Annotated in this window: 13 protein-coding genes; 10 read left to right on the top strand and 3 right to left on the bottom strand. The window is 39.5% G+C overall.

Features of this window, described 5'->3' with window-relative positions; genetic code table 11:
- Window positions 1-267: 267 nt before the first annotated feature.
- From rapA to HRT55_RS05980, 3 genes are all read left to right on the top strand, one after another.
- A complete protein-coding gene (rapA, locus tag HRT55_RS05990; RefSeq protein WP_291619655.1) occupies window positions 268-3,195 on the top strand; it encodes an RNA polymerase-associated protein RapA in 2,928 nt (975 codons plus the stop codon).
- 125 nt (window positions 3,196-3,320) lie between these two features.
- Window positions 3,321-4,004 carry a pseudouridine synthase gene (locus tag HRT55_RS05985; RefSeq protein WP_291619653.1) on the top strand — a complete coding sequence of 228 codons (684 nt, stop codon included), beginning with the start codon at window positions 3,321-3,323 and terminating at the stop codon, window positions 4,002-4,004.
- A 74-nt stretch (window positions 4,005-4,078) separates the two neighbouring features.
- A complete protein-coding gene (locus HRT55_RS05980; protein WP_291619652.1) occupies window positions 4,079-5,038 on the top strand; it encodes a DUF3530 family protein in 960 nt (319 codons plus the stop codon).
- Window positions 5,039-5,134: 96 nt separating this feature from the next.
- Here the strand turns inward: HRT55_RS05980 and djlA are convergent, their stop codons facing one another.
- Window positions 5,135-5,950 (bottom strand): co-chaperone DjlA, encoded by an 816-nt coding sequence (gene djlA, locus HRT55_RS05975; protein WP_291619651.1) that lies wholly within the window; start codon window positions 5,948-5,950, stop codon window positions 5,135-5,137.
- Window positions 5,951-6,118: 168 nt separating this feature from the next.
- Between djlA and HRT55_RS05970 the strand changes: the two genes are divergently transcribed.
- The 7 genes from HRT55_RS05970 to HRT55_RS05940 all read left to right on the top strand — a co-directional run bounded on the left by HRT55_RS05970 (window position 6,119) and on the right by HRT55_RS05940 (window position 15,508).
- On the top strand, window positions 6,119-8,431 hold the full coding sequence (locus tag HRT55_RS05970; protein WP_291619650.1) for an LPS assembly protein LptD: 2,313 nt from the start codon (window positions 6,119-6,121) through the stop codon (window positions 8,429-8,431).
- A 54-nt stretch (window positions 8,432-8,485) separates the two neighbouring features.
- Window positions 8,486-9,787, top strand: a complete 1,302-nt coding sequence (gene surA, locus HRT55_RS05965; protein ID WP_291619649.1) for a peptidylprolyl isomerase SurA — start codon at window positions 8,486-8,488, stop codon at window positions 9,785-9,787.
- Window positions 9,787-10,767 carry a 4-hydroxythreonine-4-phosphate dehydrogenase PdxA gene (gene pdxA, locus HRT55_RS05960; RefSeq protein ID WP_291619648.1) on the top strand — a complete coding sequence of 327 codons (981 nt, stop codon included), beginning with the start codon at window positions 9,787-9,789 and terminating at the stop codon, window positions 10,765-10,767. The genes surA and pdxA overlap by 1 nt, the downstream gene beginning before the upstream one ends.
- Before the next feature lie 18 nt (window positions 10,768-10,785).
- Complete coding sequence (gene rsmA / locus HRT55_RS05955) at window positions 10,786-11,691, top strand: 16S rRNA (adenine(1518)-N(6)/adenine(1519)-N(6))-dimethyltransferase RsmA (RefSeq protein WP_291619646.1); 906 nt, start codon at window positions 10,786-10,788, stop codon at window positions 11,689-11,691.
- Between the two features lie 269 nt (window positions 11,692-11,960).
- Window positions 11,961-12,812, top strand: coding sequence for a symmetrical bis(5'-nucleosyl)-tetraphosphatase (locus HRT55_RS05950; protein ID WP_291619644.1), 852 nt, complete (start codon window positions 11,961-11,963; stop codon window positions 12,810-12,812).
- 194 nt (window positions 12,813-13,006) lie between these two features.
- A complete protein-coding gene (locus HRT55_RS05945; protein WP_291619641.1) occupies window positions 13,007-15,025 on the top strand; it encodes a methyl-accepting chemotaxis protein in 2,019 nt (672 codons plus the stop codon).
- Window positions 15,026-15,301: 276 nt separating this feature from the next.
- Window positions 15,302-15,508 carry a cold-shock protein gene (locus tag HRT55_RS05940; protein WP_057182578.1) on the top strand — a complete coding sequence of 69 codons (207 nt, stop codon included), beginning with the start codon at window positions 15,302-15,304 and terminating at the stop codon, window positions 15,506-15,508.
- A 386-nt stretch (window positions 15,509-15,894) separates the two neighbouring features.
- On the opposite strand, the gene murA is transcribed toward HRT55_RS05940, so the two are convergent.
- Both murA and HRT55_RS05930 read right to left on the bottom strand, forming a co-directional pair.
- Window positions 15,895-17,157, bottom strand: coding sequence for a UDP-N-acetylglucosamine 1-carboxyvinyltransferase (gene murA, locus HRT55_RS05935; protein ID WP_291619639.1), 1,263 nt, complete (start codon window positions 17,155-17,157; stop codon window positions 15,895-15,897).
- Window positions 17,158-17,268: 111 nt separating this feature from the next.
- Window positions 17,269-17,529, bottom strand: coding sequence for a BolA/IbaG family iron-sulfur metabolism protein (locus tag HRT55_RS05930; RefSeq protein WP_291619637.1), 261 nt, complete (start codon window positions 17,527-17,529; stop codon window positions 17,269-17,271).
- Between the last annotated feature and the right edge of the window lie 19 nt (window positions 17,530-17,548).

Here is a 17,548-nt window from a genome sequence, read left to right as displayed (position 1 = left end):
TAAAAGAGCAATACTTTAATCTATACCTACTAAAGTATAGCTTATACCAAGCCTATTAATGCGGCGCTGAGCTAGCAATAAATTAATAGAATTGGTCTGTTCCACAATAATCTCTAAATTATCGTGAAGCAAGCACAATTTTTTAATGATTCCGTCTATGATAAAGAGTATTATAGCGCCCTTTTTTTACCCCAAGTTTTTAATGCTTAGTCTCTAGTTTTATTAAATAGAAAGTAATTACTAAGCAATCGTCGGAGAAGTAAGTTTATGCCATTTCAGCTAGGTCAGCGTTGGATCAGTGACAGTGAATCAGATCAAGGATTGGGTACAGTAACTGGGGTTGAACACCGCTTTGTTAATATTGTTTACACTGCGACCGGAGAGTCTCGACAATATGCTAAAGAAAATGCTCCTTTAACCCGTGTTATCTTCAATCAAGGTGACCTTGTTCCCAGCCATGAAGGCTGGATGTTAAAAGTAGAGTCAAAGAGTGAATCACATGGTATTTTGACTTATGCGGGCATACGTCAGGACACCAAAGAGCAAGCAAGCTTAAAAGAAGTGATGATAGATCATTTTATTAAATTCAATAAGCCGCACGACCGTTTGCTTAATAGCCAAGTAGATCGTTTAGATTGGTTTCGCTTGCGTAAAGACTGTTTACAACATCAATATCAGCAGCAACAATCTGACTTAACGGGCCTAACAGGTGGTCGAGTTAGCTTGATACCACATCAACTCTATATTGCCGATGAAGTGGGTAATCGTTTTGCTCCTCGTGTTTTACTCGCCGATGAAGTGGGTTTAGGTAAAACCATTGAAGCAGGCTTAATCATTCATCAACAATTAGTTACTGGCCGCGCTAAAAGAATTCTCATCATAGTACCAGAGTCTTTAATGCATCAATGGTTAGTAGAAATGCTACGCCGTTTTAATCTTAATTTTAGTATTTTTGATAATGAACGTTGTGTTGAAACCAGCCAAGATAATTATGTTGATGGTAAAAAAGCTAACCCTTTTAGTTCAGAGCAACTGGTACTGGTTAACTTAGGCTTTATTACTAATAATCCAGAATGGTATGACGCACTTGTCAGTGAAGACTGGGATTTAATGGTCGTTGATGAAGCGCACCACTTAAACTGGCAACAAGACAAGCCAAGTATTGAATACCAATGTATTGAGCAACTTGCAAAAGTTATCCCTGGGGTTTTATTGTTAACAGCTACCCCTGATCAATTAGGTCATGAAAGCCACTTTGCCCGTTTACGTCTACTTGATCCTGACAGATTTTATGATTATCAAAAATTTACCGAAGAAGAGTCCCACTATAGCGAGGTTGCTGATGCCGCTAATGCTTTAGTCGATGGTGAAAAACTTAACGCTGAGCAAGAAAAAACATTGGCTGACTTGTTAAAAGAAACCGATATCAGCGCCCAGTTAACTGAATTAAATCAGGCTGACTCGGCAAGTTCAGCCAAGGTACGCCAAAATTTATTAAAACAATTACTCGATAGACATGGTACTGGCCGTATTTTATTTAGAAACTCGCGCAACACAATTAAAGGCTTTCCGGCACGCCAAGTAGTACCCGCACCATTAGCTATGCCAGAGCAGTATCAAGATAACATCAATGAATTTATGCTTAGTGACTGCCCAGGAGTATTAGCTAAATCTAAGCAAGCTAAGTATATATTTACCCCGGAAATGCTCCATGGTTTAAACCTACAAAATGACACTTGGACTGATTTTGATCCTAGAGTTGATTATTTAATTGAGCTACTGCAATCACTTAATAAAGAAAAAGTATTAGTAATTTGTGCCCACGCGCAAACTGCCATTGATTTAGAAGCTGCTCTGCGCATTAAAGAAGGTATTCGCAGCGCAGTGTTCCACGAAGGTTTATCAATATTTGATCGTGATAAAGCCGCCGCTTATTTTGCTCAAGATGAAGATAGCGCACAACTTTTACTCTGTTCTGAAATCGGTAGTGAAGGGCGTAATTTCCAATTCGCTCATCATTTAGTATTGTTTGATTTACCAAGTAATCCTGATTTATTAGAGCAGCGTATTGGTCGCTTAGATCGTATAGGTCAAACAGAGATAATCCGTATTCACGTGCCTTACTTTGAAGACTCTGCACAGCAATTATTATTTGATTGGTATCAGCAAGGTATGCAAGCTTTTGAGCACACCTGTATTACCGGTCGAGTAGTATTTGAAAGCTTTGGCGAGCAATTATTATCGCTAGCGTTAACTTGCCAGCAGCAATCCGCTGAGGCCGAAGCGCTTATTAGCGATACTTGGCAAAAGCACTTAACCATCAAAGCTGAGCTAGAGTCAGGGCGAGACAAATTATTAGAACTGAACTCTTCGGGTCAAGGGCGCGCACTTGAATTAGTTGAAAAGATTCGACAAGCCGATGATGACATAGGGTTGCCGCAGTTTATGTTTCAAGCGCTGGATGTTTTTGGTGTGCAACAAGATGATAAAGCCGATAATGCCATTGCCTTAAATCAAAGCGAACATATGCTTAATAGCAACTTCCCTTGTTTACCAGAAGACGGCACCACAATTACTTTTGATAGAGATACTGCTTTAGCCAATGAAAACTACCAATTACTAACTTGGGATCATCCTATGGTGCGTGGCGTCATGGACTTAGTCTTAAGTGATGAAATTGGTAATGCCAGTATTGGCTTGTTAAAAAATGAAGCGCTACCGGTAGGCACCTTCTTCCTTGAGTGCTTATTTACTGTGGAAGCAACTGCGCCAGCACATTTACAACTAGGTCGTTACTTACCGACTACGCCTATTAGGATTTTAGTAGATAAAAATGGCACTAACTTAGCGGATAAGGTCAGTGAAAAAGTACTTGATAAACAATTATCGCCAGTTAAAAAACAAATGGCCTTACAACTTATCAAAGCGCTTAAACCTCAAATTACACCTTTGGTTGCTAAAGCCGAAACCCACGGTACTAAGCAAGTTAAAGCTATCCAAGAAAAGTCCTTAGCGGCGATGAACGATAAACTTTCTTTAGAGCAACAACGATTAACCGCGTTAAAGGCAATCAATCCAAGTGTTCGCCAAGAAGAGATTGATTTTATTAGCCAACAACAAGATGAGTTAAGCCACTATATTGATAAGGCACAATTGACCTTTGAAGCAATTCGCATGATAGTGGTTACCCATTAATAAAAAATCAGTATAAAAAGTGACCTCTTATTTATGCGGATTGCTATAACAGCAATTGTATTAAATTAATGACGCAGGGCTAGGTTGTTTTGAGTTTAGCTCTGCCATAAATTCATGAGAAAGTAATGAGCGCAAATCCCGATTTTATCTACCTCCCCACCATGTCACCTTATCTTGATATTATTTACCAAGATGATGATTTTGTGGTTATAAACAAAACGAGTGGTATTTTAAGTGTGCCAGGGCGTTTACCTGAACACCAAGATTGTTTACAAAACCGTGTGCAAAGAGTATTACCCACTGCCACTATTGTGCATAGATTAGATATGGCAACCTCAGGCATAATGATTATGGCATTGAACAAACCTGCCCATGTCGCCATTAGCCGTCAATTTGAACAGAGAAAAACCAAAAAAAGTTACCTTGCCCGAGTTTTTGGCTCGGTCGCGCAAGATGAAGGCAGTGTCGATTTACCCTTGATATGTGATTGGCCCAATAGACCAAAACAAAAAGTAGACCATGAAAATGGCAAACAATCATTAACCCATTATCGCGTGCTTAGCCGTAGTAATTCAACAGATGAACATGCAAGTACCTTGCTTGAGTTAACACCTATTACTGGCCGTTCACATCAACTTAGAGTACATATGCTCGCCTTAGGCCATCCTATTCTAGGGGATAGACTTTATGCTCCAGAGCCAGCATTAACAATGAGAAATAGATTACAGCTACATGCTTTGCAGTTAAGTTTGTTTCACCCAAGTACTGAGCAAGCCATTAGTTTTAACGCGCCTTGTCCATTTATTTAACGTTATTTCTTTCACGCTTTTTATTCTATGGTCGATATAAAGCGTAGGAAGTTTAGTCCGTAGAGGAAAGATAATTGCAACAGATAAGTCTTGATAAAGAAATTCGAAGCACAAACAGTCAAAGGAAAGGCAGTTCAAAGTTATGGGCTTTACTTATCTGCTCGCTTATTTATATTTGCACAATCGCTCCCTCGGTTGCTGAAGAAAAAAAAGCTGATACTGCACAAGATAAATCTCAAAAGAAAGCTAATACTGCAACAACAATAAAAGAACCGATCCCGTTAACCAAGCAATATAAAGCAGACCTCAAACACTACCTAGCAAGTGAACAAGTGAAACCTTTATTGGCAGGACCTGATGATTATCTAACGTTAGTGAAAAGGTATACCAGTGCGAATAGTAAAGGCGTGGCTATTTTATTACCTGAATGGCAGCAAGGAGCTACCAACCCAAAAGCGATCAACTTTTTACGTAATGCTTTACCTGCGCAAGGTTGGAGTACCATTGCCATACAACCTAGTAACAAACCAGACAATTATCCCTCGACGGCGATAACAGTTGCCGAGCAGAAAAAAGAAAATGAATTAATACTTAAAGAGTATAAAAACAAACTTGGGGCAATGCTGAATGCCGTGATGAATACAGCAAAAGAATACCCTGGCATAGTGCTGGTCATTGCTCAGGGGAATAATGCCGCTCTATTGGTAGACTTATATAGTAAAACAGGTAACCAATTACCAAACGCGCTTATATTACTAAGTGGCTATAGAAAAAGTAATCAAGCTCTGACCAACAGCGTCAATGAAGAGTTTGCCCGTCAATTAGCCTTTACTGAACTACCAGTACTTGATCTATACCTTAAACACGATAACCCACTGGTATTAGCAAAAGCAGCACAAAGAAAGTCTTTTGCCCAACAAGAAATGAAAGTGTATTACCGCCAGCGCCAACTCAATAACAATGTTACCGGCTATTACCCGGAAAAGGAGTTATTGAATCAAATCAATGGGTGGCTAAAAGCTATTGGTTGGTAAAGCTCTCTGCACACAAGTACTAAGACTATTCAGCTTTACTTTCTTCTTTATCTTTCTACTTTAGCTTTCTGCATGAATTTCCTAACTTAATTATGATTACTTTTGCTGTTTAACAATCACATCATAGGCTGCTTGAATATCTTGAGTTTTTTGTTTGGCACTTTCCATCATTTCTGGTGGTAGACCTTTGGCAATTAATTTATCAGGATGATGTTGAGACATTAATTTTTTATAAGCTTTTTTGATGGCAGGCATCGCTGTACCTTGCTCAATACCGAGTATTTTATAGGCATTGGCAAGTTGTTGTCCGCTAGTAGGTGCTTGCCCTCGCTGACGGTAGCCGCTACCTTGCTGCTGAAAGTTAGCACCGGCAATAATCATTTCCAGCAAATTATCAAGCTCACGAGCGGAATAGCCTAGAAACTTAGCGATGGTATGCAGAACTGAACGCTCGGCACTATCTAACTCGCCGTCACTAAAAGCGACTTGAATTTGAATCTCCAGAAACATTAACAATAAGTCATGTCTATTGCCCATCAAACGCTTAAATTTTACCAGACGGTCTTTGAGCGGAAAGCCTGAAGACTTACCTTCCCGAAAGGCATCTTGAGCTTGCTGTCGTAATTCAGTACTTAGTCCCAGTTTATCCATATAGGCACTAGCAAAAGCAATTTCATGGCTAGTCACCTGCCCTTTAGCTTTGGCTACATGGCCCATAACCGAAAAAGTGGTGTAGAAGAAGGCGGCTTGTCTAGAGATATCATCTTCTTTACCGCCAGATAAACCATTAAAATTAAAACCACGGCCACGATCAAAAATATGACCAAGCCAAAGGCCAAGTAAAGCACCAAATATGGTTTTACTGAGCATAAAGCCAAACAAAAACCCTAAAACCTTACCCCAAATATGCATATTTTTGAGCATTCCTTATAATAATATCTTGTTTACTGGTGAACTATGACAGAAGAATTTAGTCCAACTGAAAAAATTGCTATATCATAAAGCAATTAGCCGTTAAAATACTTGATTCACCATTAGAAAATCAATTTATAAAAACTTTCACCCTTTATCGGACAATAAATGCTTTTTTCCCGTACATTGAAATTTACCTTAGTTACGTTGCTAGCATGCTTATCAAAAGTCACGCAAGCGAACGCTGATGTAAAAAGCCAAGCGCCTGAAACTCAAATAATGATATGCCCATTACCTGAGTTTGATGATATTGCCATCGACATTCCTGAGGTCCTTGATGACAACATCCGTATTTCATCATTACACGCCAGTATTAAACAAGATCAAATAGCTCAATTTAATGGCTCGGTTATTTTGGTTGATAAAAGCCAAAGAATACTTGCCGACCAACTGGCCTTCGATCGATTAAAAATGCAAATAGAAGCGGTTGGCAATATTCATTACCAAGGCAAACAAATTAACATTTTTGCAGAGACCCTTAGTGCAAGTAAAGTAGATCGCGCCACAAAGATGACTGCTGCCTCATATCAACTCCACGGTAATCCTGGCCACGGTACAGCAGGAAGTTTGTCCATTGATGGTGATGGCCTACTCAGTTTAGTGGACTCAACGTTTACTACTTGCTTGCAAGAAGTGCCTGACTGGCAAATAAAAGCCGCTGAAATTAATTTATCTGCCAGTGGCGATTTTGGTGAAGCTTACCATGCACAATTTAGGGTATTGGATGTACCAATATTTTATGTGCCTTATTTTTCTTTTCCAATTTCAAAAAAACGTTTGACCGGTTTTTTATACCCTCAAATAGAAACAAGTACCAATACTGGCTTTGAAGTTACCGCACCGTTTTATCTCAATATTGCCGAAAATTATGATGCCACCATTACACCACGTTATATGTCTAAGCGTGGCTTGCAATTACAAACTGAATTTCGTTATTTAAATGATATGCAATCAGGTAAAATTGATCTTGAGTATTTAGATAATGACAAAGCAATAAAGTCTAATAACGATCCACGTTATTTAGCCCGCTTTCAACATGTAGGTACTTTTTCTGACGACTTCCGCGCTTATATCGATTATACCACCATCAGTGATGATAATTATTTAGTCGATATTGGCAGTAAGCAATATAACTCAAATGATGCTTACCTTTATCAAACGGGTGAGTTGGCATACTTTGGTGAGCAATGGCAAGCGACAATGCAAGTACAAGATTTCGAAGTACTAGGTGATCATCAACCGAGTTATAAAACTTTACCGCACATTGAATTATCAGCCCAGCAACCGTTAAATTTTTTAGCTGGCCAATTTGAACTTTATTCCGAAGTAACGAGTTTCCAAGCCTCAGAAAAAGATCAAGTAGAAGCTAATCGTTACCATGTTGAGGCGGGCTTTATTTTCCCTATAGTTAGACCTGCTTGGTTTATAAATTCTGAAATAAAAGTAATGCACACTTATTATCAGCAAGATAATATTACTCAAGGAAGCAACTTGGATGAGACTGTCGAAAGAACCTTACCGAAAGTGCGTCTTCATGGTGGTATTAATTTTGATAGAGAGCTAGTTGCTTTTGGGCAAAGCTACCGTCATACCTTAGAGCCACAGTTACAATACCTTTACGTGCCAGAAAAAGATCAATCAAACATTGGTTTATACGATACCACGCTCTTGCAAGACGATTTTCATGGTATATTTCGAGATACAAGTTACAGTGGTTTAGATAGAATAGCAGCAGCTAACCAGTATACCTGGGGGCTTACTAGCCGATTGCTTGATGAAGAAAACATGGAAATAATTCGAGTGAGTATTGGCCGCATTCAATATCTTGGTGATAAAAATACTGACCTTGCCAATGACCCCTTGTTAATTGATAATGACAGCATTAACGATAATCAGTCCTCAGTCGCAGCTGATTTGTTTTATCGGGTTAATCATCAGTGGCAGGTGAGTGGCGATATTCAATACAATACCATCGAAGACTTTACCAACAAAGGGCAAGTCAAAGTTGATTATCAAATTGATAAATATAATCTAGTACAATTGAACCATCGCTATACTCGTAATGTCTCAGGAGATAGCTTAGAACAAGTTTCACTATTAACTAGCTTCGCGATTAACAAAAACTGGGCCTTTGTCGGACGTTTAACGCAAGATTTACAGCAAAATAGAAGTTTAGAATCATATGCAGGCTTTCAGTATGAAAGCTGTTGCTGGGCAGTACGTATTGCCTATCATCGCCATATTAATTCTAATTTAGACCCAGCTAGTTTTGCTGAGGAGAGTAGAGAAGAGTTTGATACTGGCATTAGCATCAAGTTCATCATTAAGGGCTTAGACGGCAAGCAATCAGCCATCGGCACTCAAGAAATGTTTGATAAGAGCATATTTGGTTATAAACGCCCTTATCATTTGCAAAATTAACATAAAGAAATTAGCACCTTCGAAAATTATAAAATATAAAACAAGACCTAAATAATGAAAAATACCATTAAAACAATATTGTTAGTATCTAGCCTTATCGTTAGTGCTGTATCCCCCGTTCACGCCAATGAGGAATTGCTCGATAGAGTAGCTGCCATAGTTAATAGCGGCGTAGTACTTGAATCTGAAGTTAATGATTTACTTGCCAGCATAAAACAACAAGCTAAAAGTAATAACCAAGAACTACCATCGGATAAAGCTTTACGTATTCAGGTGATGGATAAATTAATTAATGACAGCCTGCTTAGCCAAATGGGCCAGCGTATGGGTATCCAAATTAGTGATGCTCAGCTGGATCAGACGCTAAACAATATGGCTAAAGACGATAAAATGACTTTAGCTCAATTTCGTCAAAAAGTTATTGATGAGGGTAGTAGCTATGAAAAATACCGAGAAAATGTCCGTACCGAGCTAATTTCTGGCGAAGTAAGCCGTAATAGTGTTCGACGTCGGATATTTGTCTCACCACAAGAAATCGATAACTTACTCAACATAATGAAAGAACAAACCAGTAATAATGTTGAATATCATTTAGGTCATATTTTAATTGAGTTCCCCGCTAATGCGAGCCAAGAGGACTTAGCCGCAGCAAAAACTCGCGCCGATAGAGTTGTTGAACTACTCAATGATGGCTCTGACTTTGCCAAAATAGCCATTACCTCATCAGGTGATGCTAATGCTTTAAAAGGTGGTGATTTGGGGTGGAAAAATATTAATGAAATGCCGACTCTTTTCTCCGAGCTCATTAACGAAAAGCCTAAAGATACTATTGTTGGCCCTATCCGTACGGGCTTAGGTTTCAGCATAGTTAAAGTACTCGATATTCGTGGCCGAAAAATTGTTGAAGTCGAAGAAGTAAAAGCACGTCACATATTAATTAAACCTTCGATTATTTTGAGTGATGCAAAAGCACAGGACCTACTACAAGGTTTCTTAAACCAAATTAACGCTGGAGAAGCCACTTTTGAAGATTTAGCTAAAGAGCACTCTGAAGGGCCGACGTCTGTACGTGGCGGTGATTTAGGCTGGGCAGATCCAACCAGCTACGATCCAGCCTTTAAAGATGCGTTAGCATCAATGAAGAAAGGCGAACTACATAAACCATTCCGCTCATCTTTTGGCTGGCATATAATTCAGTTGAACGATCGCCGCATGGTTGATGCCACCTCACAAATGAATACAAATCGCGCTCATCAAATTCTCTTTAACCGTAAGTATGGTATGGAGAGTACTCGCTGGTTGAAAGAGACTCGAGATGAAGCCTACATTGAAATTTTCGAACAGGATAACAAGTAATGACTCAGCGCATTGCAATAACGCCAGGCGAGCCTGCAGGTATAGGTCCCGATATAGTCATTAGTATTGCCCAGCGAGATTGGCCAGTAGAAATGGTGGTGATTACTTCAAAAGCATTACTATTAGAGCGTGCAAAACTACTCTCTTTACCATTGACCATAATCGATTATGATCAGCATGCTCCCGCAAGCCCACAAAAATCTGGAAGTTTAACAGTGCTTGATGTCGAACTGGCTGAGCCCTCTACCCCTGGGACCTTAAACAGTGCCAACGGTGCTTATGTGGTAGAAACGTTGCGAATAGCCAGTGAAAAAAATATCTCTGGCGAATTCGATGCCATAGTTACTGGCCCAGTACATAAAGGCTTGATAAACAAAGCTGGCATTGCCTTTAGTGGTCATACTGAATACTTTGCTAATCAAGCTAATTGTACCGACGTGGTGATGATGCTGGCGACTGAAGGCTTAAGAGTCGCTTTAGTTACCACACATATACCGCTAGCCTATGTTGCTAAAGCTATAACGGCTGAACGTTTACAAAAAGTAACCCGTATTTTACACCAGGATTTACAAGAAAAATTTGGTATTAAATCACCTAAAATTTATGCCTGTGGCATCAATCCTCATGCCGGAGAAGACGGTCATTTAGGCCGTGAAGAAATTGACGTAATGGAGCCTGCTTTTGCCGAGCTTCGTGCCGATGGCATTGATATCATTGGTCCTTTGCCTGCGGATACCATTTTTCAAGAAAAGTACCTTGTTGAAGCGGATGCTATTTTAGCCATGTACCATGATCAAGGTCTGCCCGTGCTAAAATATAAAGGCTTTGGTTCATCGGTAAATATTACCCTTGGGCTACCTTTTATTCGCACTTCGGTCGACCATGGCACAGCACTAGATCTTGCTGGTACAGGTACCGCGGATTCAGGTAGTTTCATTGAAGCGATGCGCAATGCTATCAACTTAGCCAGTAACAAATAGATTAACAAAGAAAGAGTTATGAACGATAAAAAACATTTAGGTCACCAAGCCAAAAAACGCTTTGGACAAAACTTCCTCCATAATGAAGCTGTTATCAGTGATATTGTCGATGCTATTAATCCAGAGCCCGGTGAAAACCTTGTAGAAATAGGCCCGGGTTTAGGCGCATTAACTGAGCCAGTGATTGAACGAGCAGGTAAAATATCGGTAGTAGAATTAGATAGAGATCTAGCTCATAGACTGCGTCACCATCCTTTTATAGCCGATGACTTAACCATCTATGAAACAGATGCCTTGAAATTTGATTTTGCTCAGTTAGCTAGCGAAGAAAAACCATTACGAATTTTTGGTAACTTACCTTATAACATTTCCACGCCACTAATTTTTCACCTACTTACTTTCAAAGATAAAGTGAAAGATATGCACTTTATGCTGCAAAAAGAAGTGGTCGAGCGTATGGCCGCAGGTCCTCATTGTAAAGCCTATGGTCGTTTATCAATAATGACTCAATACCAGTGCCAAGTATTCCCTGTGATGGAAATTGGTCCAGAAGCATTTAAACCCGCACCGAAAGTTGATTCTGCCATTGTTCGGTTGATCCCGCACGAACATATTGCTAACCCTGTTAAAGATATCAAGGCCTTAAATACTATTTGTTTAGCCGCCTTTGGTCAGCGCAGGAAAACTATACGAAATAGTTTTAAGAAACTAGTTAGCGTAGCGCAGCTAGCTGAATTAAATATTGATGCAAATTTACGCCCAGAAAACCTAAGCATTGATGAATATATTAAGCTTGCCAACTTTATTTTTGATAACCCACCAGAGGTTGAGCCAGTAAAAGAAAAAAGACATATGTCAAAAAGCAGACTAGCTCAACGTGCTAAAAACGATTTAAATAAGGACTCTGCGCCAGAAGCAGAGTAATACCAATTTGACTCAGTTTGTTCCCACTCATAGCTTATCAGCGGTTTGAGAACAAATTGAATTTTTTACATTATAGTTATTTCTATATGAAAGGAATTCAGTGCGGTTATCGAGTCGCTGACAAACTCCCGAAGGGCGAGTTTAAAAGGCTTACATCCTACGTTATTGATTTTGATAAGGGAATAACCATTCTCTTCAATCAATGCCTTGCCTCTAAACCTTTTAACTCTCGCTGAGTGAAAAGAAACTAAATCAAAATGGTATAGCTTATGGCGATCTATCTGGTAGGCGATATACAAGGTTGTTTTAACGAATTAACGGCTCTGTTAGTGCAAGTTAATTTTGATGACAAGAAAGATACCCTCTACCTTGCGGGCGACCTAGTCGCTCGCGGCCCTGATTCTTTAAAAACCTTACGCTTAGTAAAATCTCTTGGTGAAAGTGCCAAGGTGGTCTTAGGCAATCACGATTTACATTTATTAGCAGTGCATGCTGGTATTAAAAAAGCTAAAAAATCAGATCAGTTAGCTGCACTATTGGCTGCTGATGATATTGATGACTTGATGGACTGGCTAGCGGCGCAACCCTTATTACAAAAAATACCTCAGCTATATTCTCAAGCTAAACAACAAGCCATAACTAATGATGCCTACATGAGCCATGCGGGCATATCCCCACAATGGCAACTAGCCGATGCCATAGAGCAAGCTCAGTTTGTCCACTCTAAACTTGCCAGTAGTGAACGTAATACCTGGTTAGCACTTATGTATGGTGAAGAGCCTAATAGTTGGCTGCAAGCAAAAAGTGAAATTGACAAGTTTCGCTATAGTATTAATGCCTTTACCCGCATGCGCTACTGCTTTAGTGACGGCTCATTAGAGTTTAACCAAAAAGAATCTCCTGATGATATTAATTTTCCCAGCATAGTGCCGTGGTATGAGTTATCTAAAACTATCAATAATACTGCTTGGGTTTTTGGTCATTGGGCTTCGTTAATGGGCCAATGTTCACACACTAATATTTATCCCTTAGATACAGGGTGTGTCTGGGGGAATCAATTGACCATGCTTCGCTGGCATGATAAAAAATACTTCAGTCAAGCGGCAATACTGAGCATATAGAATAATAAAGAATTTTATATAAGATAAAAGCAAAGAATCCATAGCGGATATATTTTCACTTAGTATAATGTTAACAGTAGTTGGAAATAAAATTAAATATTTCCTATTGCGCGCCGATACAAGCTAAACTTGATAAATATCAAAACAAATTAACGTATTAACTAGGCAAGTAGCCTACCAATTGGGTGGATTCTATGAATTTAACTGTAGCTGTAAAAATTATTGGTGGCTTTGCCATTATTTCAATTTTACTGGTAGTAATTAGTATCATATCGCTATCGAACTTAGATACTATAAGTGAGGCCACTCAGCAACAAAATACTTTGGCAATCCCAACTCTTAAAGCCAGTAATAAACTTGCCCTTGAGTTGAGCCAAATGAGTAATTTAACTTTAAAAGGTTACTATCAAACAGATCTTAATCTGTTAGCTCAACAGCTGAGAGATTATAAGAAAATTAATAGTCTTTTCTCAAAAGAATTATCAGAGCTAAAACAAATTGTTGCTACCGAGCAAAATTTGTTAGCAAACTTGGGACAGGTAGACAAACTTTCCGCTAATTTTCACAGTGCTGGCCTTGGTTTATTTAGTAGCCATAAAATAAGTATCGAACAACAGCAACAATTAATAGAAAAAATAGATACTTTAGAAGAGCAAGCTGATGACACAGTGATGTTACTTTTAGATCTAGCTGATCATGAGCTTGCTGACACTAAACTACAACGTGCAATCAGTTTAAGCGAACATTTAGAAAACCAATTTAACTCCATAGTATCTTCCTCATTTGAATACCGAGATATCCTCGATGCAAGTACCGCCAAACTCATCGAGAGTGAGCTTTCACGCAGCCTAAGTGAAGCAAACAAGTCTGTAGACGATATCATCTCTGAATTAGATACCCATAATATCGGCGACATTTCACAGCAAGTCAGCCTAGCCTTTAAGGAAATTCAAGCACTTTTATCTCAAGAAGATGGCATTCTTGCTCATAAAACAGCGCAACTTGCCGCTAATAAAAAAGCAGCTCGTATGCTCAAGCAAGAAGAGCTATCGGCTAAACAAGTTAATAGCGCTTTAGAAAAACAAATTGAGTTAGCTAATCAAACCACCATCAAAGCAAGTCAGTTGATAGAAGACGCTGTAAGTAGTGGTAATACCCAAACAACAGTTATCATGCTTATCTCAATTGTTGTCGCCCTATTTATTGCTAGAGCAACGCTTATCGGCATTACTCGCCCACTAGCTCGCGTTAATGAAATGCTTAATATTGTTGCCTCTGGTGACCTTTCAATGAAACTTGATGAAAGTGGTAATGATGAGTTTGCTCAGCTATCAAGAAACTGCAATTTATTAATAGATAGCTTACGTAACCTGATAGAGAGTATTGTTAATCGCTCCGCTCAACTTGCTGCCGCCGCAGAGCAAACATCTGCAGTTACCGCGCAAAGTACCACTGCCATTGAAGAGCAACGCAATCAAGTAGAACAAGCCGCTTCTGCCACTACAGAAATGAGCAGTACTGCTCAAAGCGTACTGGCAAGTGCTAATGATGCATTGAGCGAAATAAAGCATGCCGATGACGAAGCTGAGCGTGTTAAAGTTATTTCAGCGAGAAACCGCCAGACGATAGAATTATTAGCCAGTGAGGTTGACTCAGCATCTCAGGTTATCAATCAATTACAGCAAGACAGTGCTTCAATTGGTGGCATTTTAGATGTAATTCGTGGAATTGCTGAACAAACAAACTTACTAGCTTTGAATGCGGCCATTGAGGCAGCTCGAGCGGGTGAACAAGGTCGAGGCTTTGCCGTAGTTGCTGATGAAGTACGAACCTTAGCAAGCAGAACTCAAGAGTCGACTTCAGAAATTCAAACCATGATAGAGGCGCTGCAAACCGGCGCAGGTAAAGCGGTAACGGTAATGGATGCCGGTAAAGCTAAAGCCAGTGATTGTGTCAGCCAAAGTGAAGAAGCAGATCAAGCACTGGAAGTCATTACCCATGCAGTGCATGAGGCATTTGATCGCAGTACACAAATTGCTACGGCAGCCGAAGAACAAAGTGTTGTCGCCCATGAAATTAGTGAAAACCTTGAGTCTATTGTGACTATTGCTGAGCAAACCACTGCTGGTTCGCAACAAACTGCAGCATCAAGCAGTGAGGTTGCTCGTTTAGCAGAAGAACTACAGCAATCGGTGCAAGAGTTTAAATTATAAGGATAAACATAAGCTGTAAGTATAATATTCTAGTTTACTTGCAGCTTAAAGCGCACTTATGGTTGACATATGGCGCGCTAACTATATAATGCCCCCAGCTTGAAGTTAGTTTATTTTTTTGTACACCATTTCGATGTTATCTCATGCTTACCTTAGATAAGATATCTGTAACACGTCCTGATTTATAAGTAATAGCAACTCTTTTTAGCAAACCCGCTAGCTATTTGCATAAGCAATTGGCAGCACAATTACTCTTAAATATATATAGGATACATTATGTCTACTACTACTGGTACAGTAAAATGGTTTAACGAAGCTAAAGGTTTTGGTTTTATCGAGCAAGAAAACGGTCCAGACGTTTTTGCTCACTTCAACGCTATCGTTGGTGACGGTTTCAAAACTCTTGCTGAAGGTCAAAAAGTTGAATTCACAGTTACTGAAGGTCAAAAAGGCCCTCAAGCTGAAAACATCGTAGCTCTTTAATTAGCAATTGTTAAGTTAGCTATTAGCTAACTAACATTAGATGTTTGAAAAAGGACATTCCTGTAAAGGATGTCCTTTTTTATTGCCTTAAATTTATGCCTTGGAAAATTTAGCTCTCAAACAGATCCCTTCAATACAACTAATTAACTTAAGCTTTAATCATCTTCAGTATCTGACCGCGCCTCTTTATATAGCCTAACTACTAGGAAAAATATTTAAGCCCTTTGTTACCATGCAAAAATTTCACCTCCATAACTATCGCTGCAACTTTTATTTTATTCACTTTCTGCAGACACAAAAAAGGCCAGAACTTTTGCAAGTACTAGCCTTTATAGTTTTGAATTAATACTGCCGCTAGCGATATTAATTCAAACCCTAGTGGATAATTAATCCGCTTTAATACGGATAATATCAGCGCCTAAGCCTTGTAACTTACCTTCGATACAAAGGTAGCCACGATCGATATGATAGATACGATCAACTTGGGTAGGTGATTTAGCCACTAAACCTGCTATTACCAGGCTTGCTGAGGCACGTAAATCTGTCGCCATCACCTGTGCACCATTAAGGCTAGTAACGCCCTTAACTATCGCCGTATTACCTTCTAGCGTGATATCAGCGCCCATACGTTGTAATTCTGGAACATGCATAAAGCGATTTTCGAAAATAGTCTCGATAACGGTTGCTGTACCTTCAGCCAAAACATTCATGGTCATGAATTGTGCTTGCATATCAGTAGGAAAAGCAGGATGTGGTGCCGTTCTAACATTTACCGCTTTCGCCGGTGCAGTCATTTCAAGCTCAATCCAATCTTTACCGGTAGTGATTTTAGCGCCTGCTTCTTGCAACTTGCTTAACACTGCTTCTAATGCCGTGGGATCAGTATTTAGACACTTGATATGGCCTTGAGTAACGGCAGCAGCCACTAAAAATGTACCTGTCTCTATACGGTCAGGCATCACTGTGTACTCTGAGCCATTCAGCTCACTCACACCCTCAATAGTTAAAGTATCACTTCCAGCACCGGTAATTTTAGCACCCATACTTGTTAAACAATTAGCCAGATCAACAATTTCAGGTTCACGCGCCGCATTTTCAATGACTGTGGTACCTTCGGCTAAAGCTGCTGCCATCATTAAGTTTTCTGTGCCGGTTACACTAACCGTATCCATAAAAATAGTGGCACCAGTTAAGCGACCTTCTTTTTTGGCAACTATATAACCGTCTTCAACGGTAATATCGGCACCCATCAGTTTTAAACCTTGAATATGAAGATTTACCGGTCTTGCCCCTATAGCACAACCACCTGGTAAAGAAACCTCAGCATGACCCATACGCGCAAGTAAAGGACCAAGTACTAAGATTGAAGCACGCATAGTTTTAACTAAATCATAAGGTGCGCGACAAGTATCAATAGTACTAGCATCGATCATTAATTTGTTTTCGCTAAGCCACTCACTTTTAGCACCTAGCTGACCCAATAACTTAACCGTAGTTAAAATATCATTAAGCTGAGGTACGTTACTAAAAACGATTGGCGTTTTAGACAACAATGCCGACATTAAGATAGGAAGAGCTGCGTTTTTTGCCCCGGAGATCACGACATCGCCGCGAAGTGGATTACCACCAATAACTTTAAATGCGTCCAAAATAACTACTACTTACTTAAAATGATGAAACAATATTCAGCCAGTATACACAAAAATGCCCAGCATTAAAAAGCTAGGCATTAAAAATACAATTAAGTAACAACTTAACCATTAATTAAATAATTTATCACGCTGCCATTGCGCCTTATTAAAGGTTTTCACGGTTACCGCGTGAATTGTGCCGTCTTTTATAATATCAGCTAACGGCTTAAGCACAGCTTGTTGACGCTTAACGCGGCTTAAGTCATCAAACATATCACTCACTGCATTAATACGGCATTGTGAGCCATCAAATTTCACATGCACTTCATCAAGTTCTAGTGCTTCATTAATCAGTTTACTTACTAAGTCTTCAATTTCTTTAACTTCCAAGGGAGTCTCCTATGTACGT

This window comes from Colwellia sp., from assembly GCF_013214175.1.
Taxonomy (GTDB): Bacteria; Pseudomonadota; Gammaproteobacteria; order Enterobacterales; family Alteromonadaceae; genus Colwellia.
This window is presented reverse-complemented; position numbering and strand designations above follow the sequence as displayed.

Bases quoted from the DNA above. Each gene is read 5' to 3' on its own strand.
- rapA (WP_291619655.1), top strand. From the start codon at position 268: ATGCCATTTCAGCTAGGTCAGCGTTGGATCAGTGACAGTGAATCAGAT.
- HRT55_RS05985 (WP_291619653.1), top strand. From the start codon at position 3,321: ATGAGCGCAAATCCCGATTTTATCTACCTCCCCACCATGTCACCTTAT.
- djlA (WP_291619651.1), bottom strand. From the start codon at position 5,950: ATGCATATTTGGGGTAAGGTTTTAGGGTTTTTGTTTGGCTTTATGCTC.
- HRT55_RS05970 (WP_291619650.1), top strand. From the start codon at position 6,119: ATGCTTTTTTCCCGTACATTGAAATTTACCTTAGTTACGTTGCTAGCA.
- surA (WP_291619649.1), top strand. From the start codon at position 8,486: ATGAAAAATACCATTAAAACAATATTGTTAGTATCTAGCCTTATCGTT.
- pdxA (WP_291619648.1), top strand. From the start codon at position 9,787: ATGACTCAGCGCATTGCAATAACGCCAGGCGAGCCTGCAGGTATAGGT.
- rsmA (WP_291619646.1), top strand. From the start codon at position 10,786: ATGAACGATAAAAAACATTTAGGTCACCAAGCCAAAAAACGCTTTGGA.
- HRT55_RS05950 (WP_291619644.1), top strand. From the start codon at position 11,961: ATGGCGATCTATCTGGTAGGCGATATACAAGGTTGTTTTAACGAATTA.
- HRT55_RS05945 (WP_291619641.1), top strand. From the start codon at position 13,007: ATGAATTTAACTGTAGCTGTAAAAATTATTGGTGGCTTTGCCATTATT.
- HRT55_RS05940 (WP_057182578.1), top strand. From the start codon at position 15,302: ATGTCTACTACTACTGGTACAGTAAAATGGTTTAACGAAGCTAAAGGT.